The sequence below is a fragment of the Fodinibius sp. SL11 genome, from assembly GCF_052060035.1.
GTDB lineage: Bacteria > Bacteroidota > Rhodothermia > Balneolales > Balneolaceae > Fodinibius.
Genome location: NZ_JBPOEA010000018.1, coordinates 17,843 through 35,033 on the forward strand (window position 1 = coordinate 17,843; position 17,191 = coordinate 35,033).

General features: G+C 42.1%; 13 protein-coding genes. 2 read left to right on the top strand and 11 right to left on the bottom strand.

Annotated elements, in window-relative coordinates; translation table 11 throughout:
• Positions 1 to 93: 93 nt before the first annotated feature.
• Complete coding sequence (locus ACQ76V_RS14300) at positions 94 to 1,098, top strand: isocitrate/isopropylmalate dehydrogenase family protein (protein ID WP_441001191.1); 1,005 nt, start codon at positions 94 to 96, stop codon at positions 1,096 to 1,098.
• Positions 1,099 to 1,167: 69 nt separating this feature from the next.
• Here the strand turns inward: ACQ76V_RS14300 and ACQ76V_RS14305 are convergent, their stop codons facing one another.
• Positions 1,168 to 1,656, bottom strand: coding sequence for a metallophosphoesterase (locus tag ACQ76V_RS14305; protein ID WP_441001192.1), 489 nt, complete (start codon positions 1,654 to 1,656; stop codon positions 1,168 to 1,170).
• Between the two features lie 134 nt (positions 1,657 to 1,790).
• Here ACQ76V_RS14305 and ACQ76V_RS14310 point away from each other — a divergent pair, with 134 nt between their 5' ends.
• Positions 1,791 to 2,459: a DUF4412 domain-containing protein gene (locus ACQ76V_RS14310; protein WP_441001193.1), complete on the top strand. Its 669-nt coding sequence runs from the start codon at positions 1,791 to 1,793 to the stop codon at positions 2,457 to 2,459.
• Positions 2,460 to 2,521: 62 nt separating this feature from the next.
• Here ACQ76V_RS14310 and ACQ76V_RS14315 read toward each other — a convergent pair whose 3' ends face one another.
• The 10 genes from ACQ76V_RS14315 to ACQ76V_RS14360 all read right to left on the bottom strand — a co-directional run bounded on the left by ACQ76V_RS14315 (position 2,522) and on the right by ACQ76V_RS14360 (position 17,063).
• Positions 2,522 to 3,391, bottom strand: coding sequence for a cyanophycinase (locus tag ACQ76V_RS14315; protein WP_441001194.1), 870 nt, complete (start codon positions 3,389 to 3,391; stop codon positions 2,522 to 2,524).
• Positions 3,392 to 3,479: 88 nt separating this feature from the next.
• Entirely contained in the window at positions 3,480 to 4,868 is a 1,389-nt protein-coding gene (locus tag ACQ76V_RS14320) for a RagB/SusD family nutrient uptake outer membrane protein (protein ID WP_441001195.1), read from the bottom strand.
• A 23-nt stretch (positions 4,869 to 4,891) separates the two neighbouring features.
• A complete protein-coding gene (locus ACQ76V_RS14325) occupies positions 4,892 to 8,002 on the bottom strand; it encodes a SusC/RagA family TonB-linked outer membrane protein (protein ID WP_441001196.1) in 3,111 nt (1,036 codons plus the stop codon).
• A 196-nt stretch (positions 8,003 to 8,198) separates the two neighbouring features.
• Entirely contained in the window at positions 8,199 to 9,368 is a 1,170-nt protein-coding gene (locus ACQ76V_RS14330) for a tetratricopeptide repeat protein (protein WP_441001197.1), read from the bottom strand.
• Positions 9,369 to 9,401: 33 nt separating this feature from the next.
• Entirely contained in the window at positions 9,402 to 10,277 is an 876-nt protein-coding gene (locus ACQ76V_RS14335; RefSeq protein WP_441001198.1) for an alpha/beta hydrolase family protein, read from the bottom strand.
• A gap of 139 nt (positions 10,278 to 10,416) precedes the next feature.
• Positions 10,417 to 11,223, bottom strand: a complete 807-nt coding sequence (locus ACQ76V_RS14340) for a pseudouridine synthase (protein WP_441001199.1) — start codon at positions 11,221 to 11,223, stop codon at positions 10,417 to 10,419.
• Positions 11,195 to 12,052 carry an SMC-Scp complex subunit ScpB gene (gene scpB / locus ACQ76V_RS14345; RefSeq protein WP_441001200.1) on the bottom strand — a complete coding sequence of 286 codons (858 nt, stop codon included), beginning with the start codon at positions 12,050 to 12,052 and terminating at the stop codon, positions 11,195 to 11,197. The genes ACQ76V_RS14340 and scpB overlap by 29 nt, the downstream gene beginning before the upstream one ends.
• 75 nt (positions 12,053 to 12,127) lie before the next feature.
• Positions 12,128 to 13,081 (bottom strand): hypothetical protein, encoded by a 954-nt coding sequence (locus tag ACQ76V_RS14350; protein WP_441001201.1) that lies wholly within the window; start codon positions 13,079 to 13,081, stop codon positions 12,128 to 12,130.
• A complete protein-coding gene (locus tag ACQ76V_RS14355; protein ID WP_441001202.1) occupies positions 13,059 to 15,002 on the bottom strand; it encodes a glutamate-cysteine ligase family protein in 1,944 nt (647 codons plus the stop codon). The genes ACQ76V_RS14350 and ACQ76V_RS14355 overlap by 23 nt, the downstream gene beginning before the upstream one ends.
• Before the next feature lie 288 nt (positions 15,003 to 15,290).
• On the bottom strand, positions 15,291 to 17,063 hold the full coding sequence (locus ACQ76V_RS14360) for an InlB B-repeat-containing protein (protein WP_441001203.1): 1,773 nt from the start codon (positions 17,061 to 17,063) through the stop codon (positions 15,291 to 15,293).
• Positions 17,064 to 17,191: the final 128 nt, after the last annotated feature.

Sequence of the window (17,191 nt, forward strand, 5' to 3'; positions counted from 1 at the left end):
ATAAGTTATGGTATAAAGTGCTATTATTTGTATCTTTGCGGGCTATATTAGCAGATAAAATTTAATCCGAGTTCTTCTAAACACTTATTACCCATGCACGATATTGTTTTAATCCCAGGCGATGGTATTGGCCCCGAAATCACAAAATCTGTAACCACTATTTTAGACGAAGCCGGTGCAGACATTAATTGGATAGAGTGCACTGCCGGTCTTGCCGCACAAGAAGAACTCGGAGATCCTCTGCCTGATGAAACCCTTGATGCTATTGATAAATACCGTCTGGCCTTAAAAGGACCTTTAACCACTCCCGTGGGAGCCGGATTCCGCTCGGTCAATGTTGCCATGCGCAAAAAGTTTGAATTGTACAGCAACATTCGTCCGGCAAAAACCCTTCCCCACATCAAAAGCCGTTTTGACAATGTAGACTTGGTGATGTTTCGCGAAAATACCGAAGGGCTTTACATTGGCAAAGAACAGTGGGTCAAAGAAAACAGCCATGCCGAAAGCATTGCTGTTGTTACCCGTGATGCCAGTAAAAAAGTAATTCGTTCTGCTTTTGAGTACGCCAAAAAGAAGGGACGCAAAAAGGTGACGCTTGTCCACAAAGCAAATATCCTCAAGTTTACCTGTGGATTGTTTATGGAAGTGGGTGAAGAAATTGCCAAGGATTATCCGGAAATTGAATACGAGGATTTAATCGTTGATAATATGGCCATGCAGATGGTTATGCGCCCCGAACAATTTGACGTAATTGTAACAACGAACCTTTTTGGGGATATCCTTTCTGATCTTGCTTCCGGATTGGTTGGCGGACTCGGACTTACCGGAGCAGCTAATATCGGCGATGATGCCGCCATGTTTGAAGCAGTACACGGTTCAGCGCCTGATATTGCCGGACAAAACAAAGCGAATCCTATCGCATTTCTGCTTTCGTCACTGATGATGCTTGAGCATATTGGCGAAGATGATCTTGCTGACAGAATTCGTCAAGCGGTATATCTTACCCTTGAAGACAAATCTGTTTGCACACCCGATATAGGTGGAAGTGGTTCAACAACATCCTTCACGGAGGCTGTAGTTAAGAATCTTCAAAAATAAATACGTATAAATTATCTTTTACGCATTATGTATTTCAGAGTACAAAAAATGGAATACGTAATGCGTTTTTTAATTCAACGTAAGAAACGAAACATCCATCGTCTGGGTATCCAACAGCGCAATGGTTGCCTCATCTTCAAATCCATGTGCAGTACCGGGATTTATGGCCAAGGTGTTTCCGATAAATTCGACCTTCTTTTCGTGGGTGTGCCCTGATATCACCACATCATAGTTGCCACACTGTTCTAACGCTTCTGTGACAGGTACGTCCGTTCCGTGATACAGGCCTATGGTTTTGTTACCAACCTCCACTTTTCCGAAACTGCCTAAATGCGTGGCTCCGATCTCACTAAACTTTTGTAGGATTAAATAATGGTCTCCATCATTATTGCCGAAAACGCCTTTTAGATTAAGTCCTTCAAATGGTGGGATGGTAAAGGGACTGCAGAAATCACCCGCATGCAATACCATATCCACGTTTTTTTCTTTAAATATGTTAGCTGCTTTTTCAATATGCGGCACATGATCATGGGTGTCAGAAATAAGTCCGAGAACCATAATTATTGATATCCTTGATTAGCTATACTGATTATTAAGCAAAACCATCAGCATAAATTTATTAGATTTAACACGAACTAATGTCTATAATAGATGATATAAATTAATTTTCACTTAAAGGGGACGCAAGTATCATGAAAAAGTTATTATTAACATTACTGGCCGGTTTCTTTGTGGCCGTAAGTTTTTCAACACCAATACAAGCACAGAATTTTGAGGGCGTTATTTATTTTGAGATGGCAGATTTAGCCAAGCAGGGCATGGGTGAAATACCTTATATGGTCAAGGGCAATAAAGGGCGAATGGAAATAAACCACATGGGCCAAAAAAATGCGATGCTCATGCTTCCGGATGAGTCTAAAATGGTGATGATCATTGAGCAGATGAAAGGATATATGGAAATGGATCTCAATGATACATCCAACAAAAACGCAGAAATGGATAAAACTTCTGAGATAGATATGACTAATACCGGTGAAACGAAAACCATTGCCGGCAAAACCTGTGCTGTTTGGCGGATGGAATCAGAAGACGGGACTTTTGAAACCTGCATGGCCAAAGGGTTGGGTACTTTTATGATGCCTCAAAACCAAATGCAAAAACAACAAGCCCCTGCCTGGGCTCAAAAATTTGCAGAAGAAGGATCTATGCCCCTTGAAATTATTGAAATCAAAAACGGCAAACGGACCACTCAGATGAAGGCTACAAAGATTGAAGAAAAATCCCTTTCTGACGATCTGTTTAAGGTTCCCGAAGGGTATCGTGATATGAGCGGCATGATGAAAGGAATGCAAAATAGATAGAAGGTAAAATCTAAAACCTTTTAAAAGAGCCTGCAAAGCATCATGGTTTGCAGGCTCTTGCTTTATTGGCCATTTATATAAAATTGGTCGCCCGGCAAATAAATATCCAATCGAATATTTAAGCTGCCCAATTTGCCATCCTCAATAACTACTGATTCATCTACATTTCGATATACCAATACTTGGGATTCGCCAACCACTCGGGCCTCATTTCCTTCAACAATAATAGCCGTTGATTCATCAATCCCAATACCGACTCGCTCGGGGAATTCCATGACCGCAGTTAACAAGCGATTATTACGGGCCCGTTTAATAAAGTGTTGATCAATGATAGCATCTTTTATCAACCCCATTCCACGCGAGGTGTCAATATTATTGTGCTCCAAATGATAAAACGTCGGGGTATATTCGGGATATTTTATTTGATCACCGGTGATCATAATCTCACTCATAACGGCTGCACCCGCGCTCGTACCGGCAATTACCGCCCCATTTTCGTAAGCTTCTTCGAGAGCCTCCTCCATTCCTTCTATGCCATCGACGGCTTCCATAAACCTGCTTTGTACACCGCCGGGGATATATAGCAACGAAGCTTTTTTCAAAGAATCTAATTTCGCTTCAATAGTTGTTATCGTACTATCACCAAAGTTAAAAGTATGCAGGTTTTTACCCCCAACCTCTTTAAACTGACGTATTGCATAATATGCACTGGTATCAGGGACGGAGCTGGCCATCGGCAGCACAACACCAAAATTTTTGGCATCATCCAGATTAGCAACTGCTATTATCTCCCGAACCATTGATATGGGCCGTTGACCTCCACCAATGATAAAAAGTTTCCCTTTTTCAGGCTGGCCGGATGATTGAAAATGGCATGCTTCCAATCCTGTAAAACCCAAAAGTAATATTGCGATCCATTTTAAAACTTTCATAAATATAACTTGTTTAAAAAAAAGGCACCCCCATTGTAGAAGGTGCCTTTGTATATTTAGTATAAAAATATAAACGGGCCTATGTTAATTATGAACCGTACCCGTCATTTTGCTCGAGTTCACCACCACTTGCATCAATTTCACGCTGTGGTATTGGGAAAATTAATTCCGGGGCATTCCAAGCAAAGCCGCTGGCTGATCTCTCAAAACGCTTAGTATCGTGTAAAACATGTCCCTCAAATGCCAACTCGATATAACGCTCATTAAAGACATAGTCCAGATCAATATCAGCAGCATCAATATCTTCTTGTCCTGCTCGGTTTCTAACCATATTAAAGTCATCTTCAGCCGGAACTCCATTGATATCCGTACCAGTGCGGAAGCTGGCTTCCCCACGGGTTAAATACATTTCAGCCAAGCGAACAATATTAATATTTCCATTGCGGAAATTTATCCATTTGCTTGTTAATGGCCCGCCAAATGAAGCCCCAAAATGGATAAAGTCATCCCTGGTGTCATCGTCGGCATTAAATAAACCAGTGAACAGGCTAAAATAACCTGTTAACTCAATATCCTCTCGACCCGAATATTGCGACCCGGCATAAAATGTGTTCATATCATTCGATCCATCCTGATCAGAGACTTGTACCGCAAAGACATCTTCAGTTGAGTTCGTCGGGTTATTAAATGCTCCAGAGACCAACGGCGTTAATGAGTAGTTTCCACTATTGATAACGCGCCCAGCCTCTAAACCGGCATCTTCATATTCGCGCTGTTGTAAATAAACGCGCGATAAATAGGCCGATGCTACATAAGTGTTACCCAGAACAGTATTATCAACTTCAATACTTGGGGGCAACAAATTCTTAGCGTCCGTCAAGTCATTAATTACCTGAGTATAAACTGCTTCAACACTATTTCTGGTCGTAGGCGGATTGTCAAAATTACGGGTAGGCTCCAACACGATAGGAACACCAAGGTTTTGAGACGGATCACCGTCTCCCCAATCGCGACCAAAAAAGCGTACTAACTCGAAATAGACAATACCTCGAATTAATTTAGCTTGGCCTTCAACTCGATCACGCATATCCGGATCGTCGATAACATCCAGTGCTGAAAGAGCATTATTCGTTGCATCAATCGTTTCATAGCCTTGTAGCCAAACATCTCTTACAAAACTGTTGTCTGTAAGAATATTTTTTGACCAAAGCTCATCTGGTTGAGAAAAAGTCCCAAACCAAGTAACACTTCCATCATCACCGAGCAGATCAGAACCATAAATAACGGTACCACCTAAAAGATCAACACTACTCAAATCATCGTAAGCACCAATAACGGCGGCTTCAATTTTCTGAGGAGTATCTAAGGCCTGGCCTGCATCAATAGACTGCTTCGGTTCTACATCAAGCAAATCACTGCATGATGTAACAACCAACATACTTATCACAACAATGCTAAGTAATAGTTTATTTTTCATAATTGAGTAATCCATAGTTTGTTTTAAAATCCAATATTCAAGCCAAGTGTAATCGTCCGAGCCTGAGGAGCCGAATAGAAATCGTTTCCTAAACTCAAGTTACCACCCGACAGATAATCTGTATTTACTTCGGGATCCCATCCGTCATAATTTGTAAACGTCAATAAATTCACACCGGACACATACACTCTTGCCTTGCTTAAACCAATTGTTTCAAGCGTATTTGCTGGTAAGTTATATCCAAATGTTACTTTTTTGAGCCTCAGATATGAACCATCCGAAAGATATCGGGAGGAATCACCAGTCCCATTGGCTCCAAAGAGTCGTGCTTGAGGGACATCAGTAATATCTCCAGGCTCTTGCCACCGATCGTTATATTGATCTTTGGTTTGGTTATCAAAGTAATCTGCACTGGCTGACTGGAAACGACCGCCGCCATTGTAGATATCGTTGCCATAAACAAACTGTAACAATACGTTCAGGTCAAACCCTTTGTATTGGAAGCGATTACTCAATCCACCCGTAAAATCGGGATTGGGATTACCAATAACGACACGTTCGGCCGAGTTAAAACTGTTCGTTACATAACGGTCGCCATGCATCTGGTTCACTTGAAATGCCGTGCCATTATTGAGCTCTGCTTGCGTTGGCTCACGGTTTAAGAAATAAATAGCATCACCATTTTCAGGGTTGGCTCCTGCAAATTCACGGGCAAAGAAAACACCAATCGCTTCTCCTTCTACAGCACGGTTAATATAGCCTCCCTCAATAACCTGACCATCAATATCAGTAACTTTGTTCCGGTTAATTGAGAAGTTAAAGCTGGTATTCCATGCAAAATCACCCACTGAATTTACGCTATTTAAAACAAGTTCGAACCCTTTGTTTTCTAACTTTCCAAGGTTTCTTGTTTGCACTGCATAACCAGTTGCACCCGGGACATTTACGTTAAGGAGTAAATCCTCTGTATTTTTGATATAGTAATCAATTTCACCAGTGATTCGATCTTCAAACAAACCGAAGTCCACTCCAAAATCCATCTGAGCAGTTTGTTCCCATTTCAGATCTTGGTTTTCAATTTGGATTGGTTGGATACCAGAAATTCGAGAATAAGTACTGGACCCGAACAATCCTTGTGAAGGGAAGTTTCCGATTTCAGCATTCCCGGTAATTCCATAACTGGCTCTAAGCTTTAAGAAACTGATTGTTTCAACATCGGCTAAAAAATCTTCGTCCGAAAGCACCCATCCTGCAGAAGCAGCGGGAAAGAACCCATAACGATTATCATCTGAAAACCGTGATGAACCATCAACTCGTGCACTTAAGGTTAAGAGGTATTTCCCGTTGTAGTCATAATTTACTCGAGAAAAATATGACAAAAAGGAATAGGCCGTTTCATTTGCGGTACCTCCAGTTAGTAGAGCGGCATCCGATACCTGTTGGAAATCATCATTGGGAAAGTTTTCACCCTGTACCCAAGTTTCATCCCGTTGGGTATATTGATATTCAAAACCTCCAATAGCTTCTAAGTTATGGTTTTCTGCCAGGGAAGCATTAAATGTCAAGTAATGATTGGTATTGTAATTTCCGCGTCTAACGAAACGGTTGTAACCTAATCCAAGTGGAGCACCTGTATTACGCGATACCTTGCTATTATAGTACTCCTCTCCATTTAATTCCAAAAGATCAATTCCAAATTCAGATCGCCAGACTAAATTATCAGATAGGTCATATTCTGCATAAGCATTACCTACATTGCGATAATTGGTCACCTGATACTTTGCATTATCCTTATAGAGCAAATTATTGAAGTACAGAGTATTCGTGTTCAACTGATCTGTAGGCTGATAGTTTGGTAATGCATCGGGATCCGGCTCATAAATTGGCGTTATTGGGGGTAGTGCAACCAACTGTATAGGCGTAGCAAAACCATTGTCATTGGAAACTCGATTATTTACTGATCGTGTCAATGATAAATTGGTTCCCAATCTTAAATTGTCATTCACATTATGATCTAAGTTTAATCGACCACTAATGCGCTCAAAGCTATTTCGAATTAAAATCCCTTCTTCGTCACTATAAGATCCAGACACATAAAATGTTGTCTGCTCATTACCACCAGAAGCACTTAAATCAAATTTATTTATTGAAGCGTCTTGAAAAGCTTCATCTTGCCAATCCGAATTAACCTCCCCATTTCTCCAATCTGTGCCCGAAGAAAATGAATCAAATTGACCCTCAATATAGGCTCCTGACAGGTCACCACCCGGGTAATTTGCCGCGGCTTCTGTAAAAAGCTCAACATATTCTTCGGCATTTAACCAGTCTCGGGTTCGGGTTGGATTACTAAAACCTGTTTGATAGTTAAGAGTAAACTCCGTTTGGCCGGATTTCCCTCCTTTAGTGGTTATAATCACGACTCCATTAGAAGCTCGCGATCCATAAATGGCCGCAGCAGAAGCATCTTTTAGGATATCAATTGATTCTATATCGTTAAAATTCAAATCAGCTAATGGATTAGTAGGGGCACCGTTAAAAGATTCATTTGAACTTACCATTGGCACCCCATCAATGACATATAAAGGCTCACTACTTGCAGATATTGAAGAAGAACCACGAATCCGCATTTGTATCCCTTGCCCAAGTTTACCATTGCTTGAGTTTACAAATACTCCGGCTGATTGTCCCTGAATTGCAGACTCAACACTATTTACCGGCATCTGTGAAATTTCATCCCCAGAAACTGATGATATGTTTCCAGTCACTTCCTCTTTAATTCGTGAACCGTACCCAACTACTACCACATCCTCAAGCTGCTGAACATCTTCCTGAAGCTGTACATTGATTTCGTTTTGATTTCCAATGGTAACTTCCTGGCTTACGAAACCCACATAGGAAAATACTAACACATCGTACTGCTCCGGAACATTGAGAGAATAATTTCCCTGTCCGTCGGTTGCCGTTCCAATTCCCTGTGACCCTTGTACCAGAACTGTTACGCCCGGTAGGGGTTCGCCGCTGCTTGCTGCTGTTACTGTCCCTGATATCTCACGCTCTTGCGCCTGTGCTTCAGACGTCAGACCGTAAATCAGAAAGGCAGACAGCATAAGCATTACTGTAGCTTTGATCTTCATAGTAATCTCATATTTGGTTTGATTTTGAAGGAAAAAGGTAAGAGATGCTTTAGCCAACACTTGAGTGATTAACTCATCTAAACAATACCATGCCCTTATTATTATCTGCTATAATTCAAAAACTAACGCACATAATCAATAGGGTATTACAATATTTTTAAATTCAAGTCGCTAAGTTAAATTTTTTAAAAAAACATCAGAAGTTGATCTCCTGCAAAAGTTTATCAGCTTGAGTGCGATAATCTTTTTCCACTTCTGCGCGAATGACTTTTTCGAGATAGGATTTTGCCTGTTCAATTTGCCCCTCCTCCTTCAATATTTTTCCGGCCAAATAACCTGAGACAACATAAAAGGGACGATTCTCAGTATCCGGCAACTCTTCTCCCAATGAAAATGCTTTGCTAAAACTTGTTATCGCTTCTTTTGTTTGGCCTCTTTTCTCTAAAATTCGTCCCTTCCACGTTAACAACTCTTCCTGAACCACTTTTATATCCGGAAGACCTTTTTCTTTCCATCGTTGGAGATTTTCATTGATCACTCTCAATGCGTCATCATAACGGGATTGCCTGTAATAGCTTTTTACTAAAATCCGAACATAATAACTGTTATTGGGATATTGACGATGAAGCTCTTCGAAGCTGCGTACGGCTACGCTAAAGTTTTTTTCATAGTTATAATGAATATTTCCCAGAAAATAGGTGGCTTCGGCGCGTGCAAAAACGGCGTTCTCTGATGCTTCTTCTATTGCTTTTAGCCCTTCTTTCTTGTCCCCATCGGGCAAGGCCCAGCTCACTGTTTTTACGACGGGGTATTCATCAGGAATATAATCCAGATAATAGAGTTTAAGCCCCTCGGCAAGTTTCAGATCGTTAAGGTCCGGCTGGATATCAAGGAGATAATTATATGCCTGTATGGCCTTGCGACCATAATTTATGCTGGTAATCCACTCTTCGCGATTCGCGTATTGGCGTGCCATATAACCGTTACTTATTGCTCGTATCAACAGCCCGTCTACATGTTTGGGCTGGCGGTGCAGCAACCGGCCGGCTTGATAATCAGTGCGTTTCATCATCTCAAAGAATTCTTGATCATGAGATCGATCGGGGAGATCGGTCAATACCGTCCACCATAATTGCATGCCCTCAAAAAGCGTCCAGAGCGGATGTTTGGGATATTTGTTTTTCCACTCTTTGAGTTGAATCTGGGCGCCCTCGAAATTCAAGTTATATACCGAATCTACGGCCGCTTTGGCATCTGTTCTAAAATCCGGATTATTAATTAACTCCGGAACTTGGGCTTTGATTGGCCGGGCGACAATAAATATAAAGAAAAAGAATAAGAGAGATATGTAGCGGATAATCTTCACCTTTTTTATTGTAATAACTGATTACGTCTAAACTTATTTTAGATGTGATTGAAACCAGTCTCTGGTGAGGTTTACAACTTTTGCAAATGGATCAGGCAATTGATCGTTTTCAAATGGATGGGCGGTATCAAAGGTGTGACCCGAGTCTGGTATCAACTCTAATTTCTTTTTCTCAGCATCACAATGCTCATACAATTTTTGAGCCTCACTGTAGGGCACCGCTTCATCACCCTTTGAATGAACGAACAGTGCAGGGATTTCCAATTCCTGCACGCGCTTTACAGCCATCAGGCGATCAGCATTTTCAATAGCATCTTTATAAACTATCTCTTTCACCGGCATAATTTGACCGGTACGTCCATTCTTGATTTCCGTGACGCCCTTTTCTTCCCAGTCGCTGATCATTTCATCGCTCCAGCGGGCATTGTAATCAGCCACTGCCGACCAAGTAGCCAAACACTTTATTTGAGGATATTCAGCTGCAGCTGCTACGGCGGTATGACCACCACGAGAGTGTCCCAAAACACCGATTGTGTCTGTAGCTAATGACACATCTTTTACCGTAATCATTTTCTCCTGTAATCCCTTGATCACTGTACCAATATCGTCCAAATCCTGACTCAATGTTTCGCGGGCAAACAGATCAAGCTGATCAAATTCGGTCATACTTTCACCCACCCCGTTCAGCGAAAAGTTCATTGCCAATACAGCAAATCCACCTTTACTAAGCTCTCGGCAACCTTCCGGGAATGCCCCCCAATCTTTAAAGCCCTTGAAGCCATGCAAAAATAGTATGACCGGCAAATGCTCCTGTTTGCTATCCTTCGGAAGGTACAAATCATAATAAATCGGCAGATTCTCAATAGATAATAGTGAACCTGAAATCTTGGAAATTTTAATATCCTTCATGAATATAACTACACTTATGCAATTTTCATGCTTGTTTACAATTTAATGTGATTTTGATTCACAGCATAGCAACGGACCAAAATTATGCTTGCTTCTCATGTCATCCTGAAATGAATTCAGTATGAGACACTTATTTTACTTAATCAAAATCGAGGGGATCGAGCTTAACCAATTTGCGCAGCCCATTAATTTCACTTTTCCGTAGATATCGCCAACGGCCCATTTTTACATTTTTAAGAGTAAGACCGGCGTATTCGATTCGCTTTAACTTGCTCACTTGTGTGCCAAAATATTCAACCATGCGACGAACAAGTCGGTTTCGACCTTCAAAGATCGAGAGTACAAAACCATCCGGTGTTCGGGCAATATTGTAGGCTTGGGCCATGCCGTCTTCAAGCTTAATACCCTGGGATAATTCTTGAAGCTCATCCCCCCTCAGATCTCGCTCAGTTTCCACTTCGTATGTTTTTCGCACCTCATAACTGGGATGCATTAATCGATTGGCCAAGTCCCCGTCATTGGTTAAGAGCAACAGTCCCATAGTATGACGATCGAGTCGCCCCACGGGATATACTCGCTTACCCGTAGCGTTTTTAATCTTGTCCATCACCGTGTCACGGTTTCGGGGATCATCAGTGGTGGTGATGGTATCTTTCGGCTTATTAAGCAGGATATAGGCAAATTTCTCGAGGCTCAAAACCTGTCCCTCGACCTCTACCTTATCGGTGCGCTGTACTTTCACGCCCATCTGTGTAACCACCTCATCATTTACCTTTACCTTGCCGGCAGCAATATAATCATCCGCTTTACGCCGAGAGGTAAATCCACAGTGCGCAATATATTTATTCAGACGAATATCCTCGTCTTCACTATAATTCTGGTCAACCTGGTGATCAGGCTCTTCTATTTTTCCTCGATTATTCCTCTTCTTTCTTCGTCGACTCATCCTCTAAATTTTCCCGGATATTATCCGATTCATTTTCTAATTCGTCACTGGTCTCATCGTCTTTTTCTTCCTCATCATCAAGCTGCAACACATCTGCTGTATACTCATCCAGGTCGGGCACTTCATCCTCATCAATTTTTTCAACGGCTTCAATCAAAGACATCGCCGTTTCTGTAGCTTCCTCATCTTCCGCTGTTTCCTGCAGTTCTTTAAGTTCCAACTGACGATCAAACAAAAACTGGCGATGCTCGGCCATATCATCATCTTTGAGAATCTCATTAATCTCGCGGGGTTTGGGCAGCTCATCAATCGAGTTGATACCAAAGTGCTTCAAAAAGTGTTTGGTCGTGCGATACAAGAGCGGTTTCCCGGGCGCATCGAGCCGACCCGAAACTTCGATAAGCACCTTCTCCAACAACTGACGCAGCATATATCCTGAATCCACGCCGCGGATATCATCCACTTCGGGCTTGGTAATGGGTTGTTTATAAGCCACAATCGCAAGCGTTTCAATGGCCGATTGCGATAACTTGCGATAGGCACTTTCGTGCTGAAAAATACTGAGCCAGGGCTCAAAGCGCTTCTTGGTTGAAAACGTATACCCTCCGGCCACATGCTGGATATTAAAAGCAAGTCCGTTTTCTTCATAACGCTGATTCAGCTTATCCACAAATGGTTCTATGGCATCCACTTCCAGCCCCAAATTCTCTTCTCCTTTTGCAATGATCTCACAAATTTTTTCTTCTGATATAGGTTCCGGGCTGGCAAAAATCAACGCTTCTATGACCGAAGAAAGACGCGTACCGTCAACAAATTGATAGTCTTGCATAACTGTTCCCGTTGTAGGGATAATTCTTCTTTAGATTGCGGCTGAATTATCAAGTGGCATAAAATAACAAATTTTTTACCCTTCATTCTCTTTAATGATAAAAAAGCCGTCATTTCCCTGCTTCTGATATAGGGGCATCAAAATATAACCATCGGTCTGTGCGATTATTTTTCCATCATTGTCATTGGCAAGCCACTCCCCTTTTTTGATAGGCTGAAAGTTTGAGTAGCCCGGCCGCATGGCAAACCCATCACCGGGCTGAATGATATGCTGGTATACCAACTCCGTTTCCACCGGCAAGTTTTGTGTATGGGCCTTAAGGTGTTGTTCAAACTCGGCAATTTTTTCCACATACTGCTTTTCGATAGATCCCACAGCGTGCAGCAAAAGTAGCAGCGAAGCTGTTATATTATATTCGGTTAACTCATTGGTATGCTGGCCGCCCTCCAATCCAAATGAGATAAAGCCCTGCTTCTGATAATATCCCAGCACCGTGCCTTGCAACGATTTTTCAATCCCAAAAACCATGGGCACATACAAGTTCGATAACAAATTACGTTGCCGGGGATCAGAATTTGTGATACTAAACATATTTCCAGATGCAGAAAATGTATGAACATCGGCCAACACAACAGGCCCCTCACTTCGTTCTTGTATCTCATCAAGAATTGGAAGCAGCCGCTTCATCTCCCTGCGTTCATTTGAATCAATATGCGCTTCAGGAGTATGACGAACCTGATCAATTATAGCAGGAACCCACAAGCGGTTCATATCCTCATCGACATAGCGGACATTATGCTTAAGTGCCGGCAAATTTGCCCTGAGAATAATCAATTGCCCACGAATGCGCGGACGAATACCGACGAGCATATCAAATATATTTTGAGCTGCTTCTACCCCGGCCGACTCATTTCCATGCAGCCCTGTTAGCAGCACAACCGTAGGTCCACCGGGATCACCTTCAATATTCCCTAAAATCCGATCTTCCTCTGTTTTTGTTTCGATGTTACTTATCGTCGGATTCTTCATTCGATTCGTTATTCAGATCTAAAACTTTTAAAAGTCGTCGTGTTATTTTCATATAATTTTGTTCGGTAATGATGCCTACAAGCCTGTTATTTTTTACAACAGGAAGACAACCGATCTGTTGGCTATCCATGATCTCCATCGCTTCCATGATCGAAGCCTCCGGATGAATAGTTATCGGATTCTCAATCATGATGTCTTCGACCGTCTCTATAACCTCTTCATCATGATTGACTGACTTGGAATAGGCATTAAAAACCATCCGCATGGTCACCAAGCCAATAAGGTGTTTTTTGTCGTCCTCTACCGGAACATACCGGATACGGCGCCAATCAATCAAGTTCGCCGTAAACTCCAGCAAGTCATCTTTTTGTACCGTAAAAAGGTCGGTCGTCATGAATTCTTCAACAATCAAACTCGATGGTTTCCAGTGCCCCAAATCCTCCATGCGGGCTCGTCCCCATTTATGTACCGGTTCACCCTTTTTCTGATTTTTGATCATCGCCGTTGTTATGGCCGCCAGCGTCTGCTCCTTGGATCCATGCTCCTTCATCAGCGAAGCATAATTGTTAAGTATCCAGTGCGATGGGGTTTGCCCTATTGTAACACGCTGTTCAATAATATCCAGATAGTCCGTAATATCACTGTCATCAATATTTGCTTCCTGTAGCCCCTCTCTGGCAATGGGCAGCAGTTCTTCGGTAATTAAATCCACTGCATTAATACGCTTATCATTAAACCATCGAAACTTTGTATCGAGTCCCATTTTAGAGGCCGCCACAAAATTCATTCGGGCATCATCAAAATCCATCTCCTCGGCCACATTGGGATGATAATCTCCCATCTTATTCATCAATCCCAGCCAAAAAGCAGAATTGGCAACCTCATCAGTAACCGTTGGTCCTGAAGGACAAACCCTGTTTTCGATACGCAGATGCGCCTTACCGTCGGTAACCCCGTAACAGGGGCGATTCCAGCGATATACCGTCCCATTATGAACCTGTAAGGCTCGCAACGCAGGTGGTGTTCCTTCATCTAATAGTTTCTCCACATCTTCGGTTACTTCCGAGCTCAACATCACGCGATACCGAGCGGTATCTTCCTGGAAAATTTCGAGGATACTCTTATCCACCCATTCATTACCAAATGTTACCCGCGGACTACTTTCCCTCAGGTGATCGCCTACTGTTCGCGTATCTACCGACTGTTGAAAAAGAGCGATTCGAGTCTCATCCCACAGTCGCTTGCCAAAAAGTATAGGTGAACCTACCGTTGAAGCCAATACCGGCGCCGTAACCAACTGTGCTATATTATACTTGGGAACAAACTCTTCGGGGCCTACCTGGAGGTGCACCTGAAACCCCGTATTGCACGCTTCCAACAACGGGGAATCAAACTTCATTAATAGCTCATCCATGCCCTGAATACGGAGATCATAATCCCCGCCCCGCAATTTATTAATGGCTTGGGTTAAAGCCCTGTAGCGCTGCAGCGGCGTCTGGTTTTTCAGATCGATATCCACCTTGCGAATCGTAGGCAAGATCCCTGTCAATAAGATCTCCCCACCAAGTTCATTCGCCGCAGTACGAACCTTATCAACCTGCTGTTGCAGATTCCTTTCCATTTTGGAAAGGCAATTCCCCTTGAACTCAAGGGGCTCCATATTTATTTCAAGGTTGTATTTGGCATACTCGGTTGTAAAATCGCCGTTCTCATCCCCCTGCAACTTTTCGAGGACCTCCATATTGTGAGGCCATGCTTTTGCCTGTTGATCAACCAGACAAAGCTCCTGCTCGGCCCCAATCCGAATAGGATCGGTTTCGAACCAGTCTTCCTCATTGAGCATACGATCCAGCGCTCGTAGATCTTTTAGCACATACTTCATGAAGCGCTGTACCTCTTCCTGGCTGTCAGCTAATTTCACCCTGGATTCCCCCATAGGCACCTCTACATTAATTAATTGGTTTTTATCGTTTTAAATAATCGAATTAATTAAACCGAATGCAAGCGTTCTTTAACTATAATCGCCTAACACATTATAGCTTGAGATCATTTATAATTTCAGCTTATATCCGGTTGCAATTTACTGGATAAAGCCCCTCTTTTTTTCTGAAATAACTTGGCAAACCTTATATGTTGAATCCAATAAAAAAGGATGACTGAACTCAATCAGCCATCCTGTTAACAGTATTAGAAATATAATACACTTCAATCATTCCCAAAAAAGGGCTGGATACTCTGCATCAATGGTTTGCCAAATGTTAACAAAATCAAAGTCGGGCATATTGGTTACAGCATTCGACCCCGTCATTTGTGCAGTAGTGAGACCTGTCACATTACTATCTCCGCCATAAACGGCTTCGGTTTGACCGGAGTTTTCTTTATCCCAATAGCAATACTCAACAAAAGTGCCGCCACTATAATTATACCGTCCGACCAAACCACCAATAAAGGTATTACTACCAGAAGTAAATGTTACCTTGCCGGTAGCATACGCAGATGAGATATAACTCCCGTCAAATTGTATTCCAATAAGTCCCCCTACGTAATCTTCTCCTGCAACAGAACCTTGGGCATAAGATCTGAATATTCTGTAGGAATATCCCGATTCTCCGTTAGCATCAGTACTACCTGCTAAGCCACCTACCTGAGTAGTACCTGAGACATCACCAAGTGCAAACGAAGTAATAATCTCATTTCTATTTATTCCTACCAATCCTCCTACTAATCCAGAGTTAGAGCTAACATTTACATCTGCAAAAGAATTTTCAACACTTCCCCTGTTTGTAGCTACCAATCCACCACACCTTTCATCAAGGCAATGAACCGTTCCTGTTGCAGATGAATTATTAATCTCTCCAAGATTATGGCCAATCAAACTACCAGTACTACTTCCACCAGTAATATCTACATCCACAAGCCGAATATTACTTATTTGGGCTCCTTTATTGAGCCATCCAAATAACCCTATATAATCTGAGGTGCTATTTATTGTAAAATTTGAAATTGTATACTCCTGACCATCATAAGAGCCTTCAAAATTCATTATAGGCGTAAATTCAATACCCCCACTACCACCGGCCGTTGCACTGGCATCAATATCATTAATTTGTATAAAGTAATCCGAACTATATTCAACGTTATTTATTGCCTGCAACTGCTTAATAGTTGAAATCTGAAAAGGATCCGCTTCTGTCCCTGTCCCCCCAGCAAATGGACTATCAAAAACCGCGGTAATTGTTTTTGCCGTATCCACGGTAACGGTGACAAGGGTATCCGTGCCGCTAACATCGCCCTGCCACTCTACAAATGACCATCCATGGTCAGGGTTAGCTTCTAATTCAACAGTCGAATTATATAAAAACTCTTGCTGGTCGGGATTCAGTGCTACAGAACCTGAGCCGCTTGTAGTAACATTTACACCAAACGATTTTTTCTCAAAAACAGCCGTCACTTCACGGGGATTTTCTACCATAATTTGGACGGGGTTATCTGTGCCCGTCACATCACCGGTCCACTCTACAAACTGGTATCCCTTGTCCGCCACAGCCTTCAATTCAACCAGGGTACCGTGTTCATATTCTTTTGACTGTTGCTCTACTATTTTTTCATCAACCGATCCGTTTCCTTCCGTGTTAATCGTCAATTCATAACTTTTCACTTCAAAGTTTGCGGTAATCGAATAGTCTTGGTCAACAGTAAGAGAATGAGGATTATCGGAACTCGTTATATCTCCCGTCCATCCTGAAAACACATAGCCCTCACTTGCTTGGGCCTGTAGTTCTATTTGCTCTCCTTCTTCATAGGTATTTTGTCCCGACGGGGAAATGGTACCTCCTTCTGACGGGTTACCGGTTAAATCAACGTCATACATTGTCGTATCTGTACCACTATCGCCATCTGAATCAGGACCGGTACTGTTGCCCCCGCAAGACATAAACACAAATGACAGTAACAAGATGAATATTAGTAAAAATCTATTCATAACAAGAAATGGGTTTATATTAGGTTTTTATGGCATATTTTCTCGAGGGACTTTTTACTAAATAAATCCCGATCCCTCATTATCTAATACGTAAAACCAACCTAAAGATGGATCATTTTTACCAACTT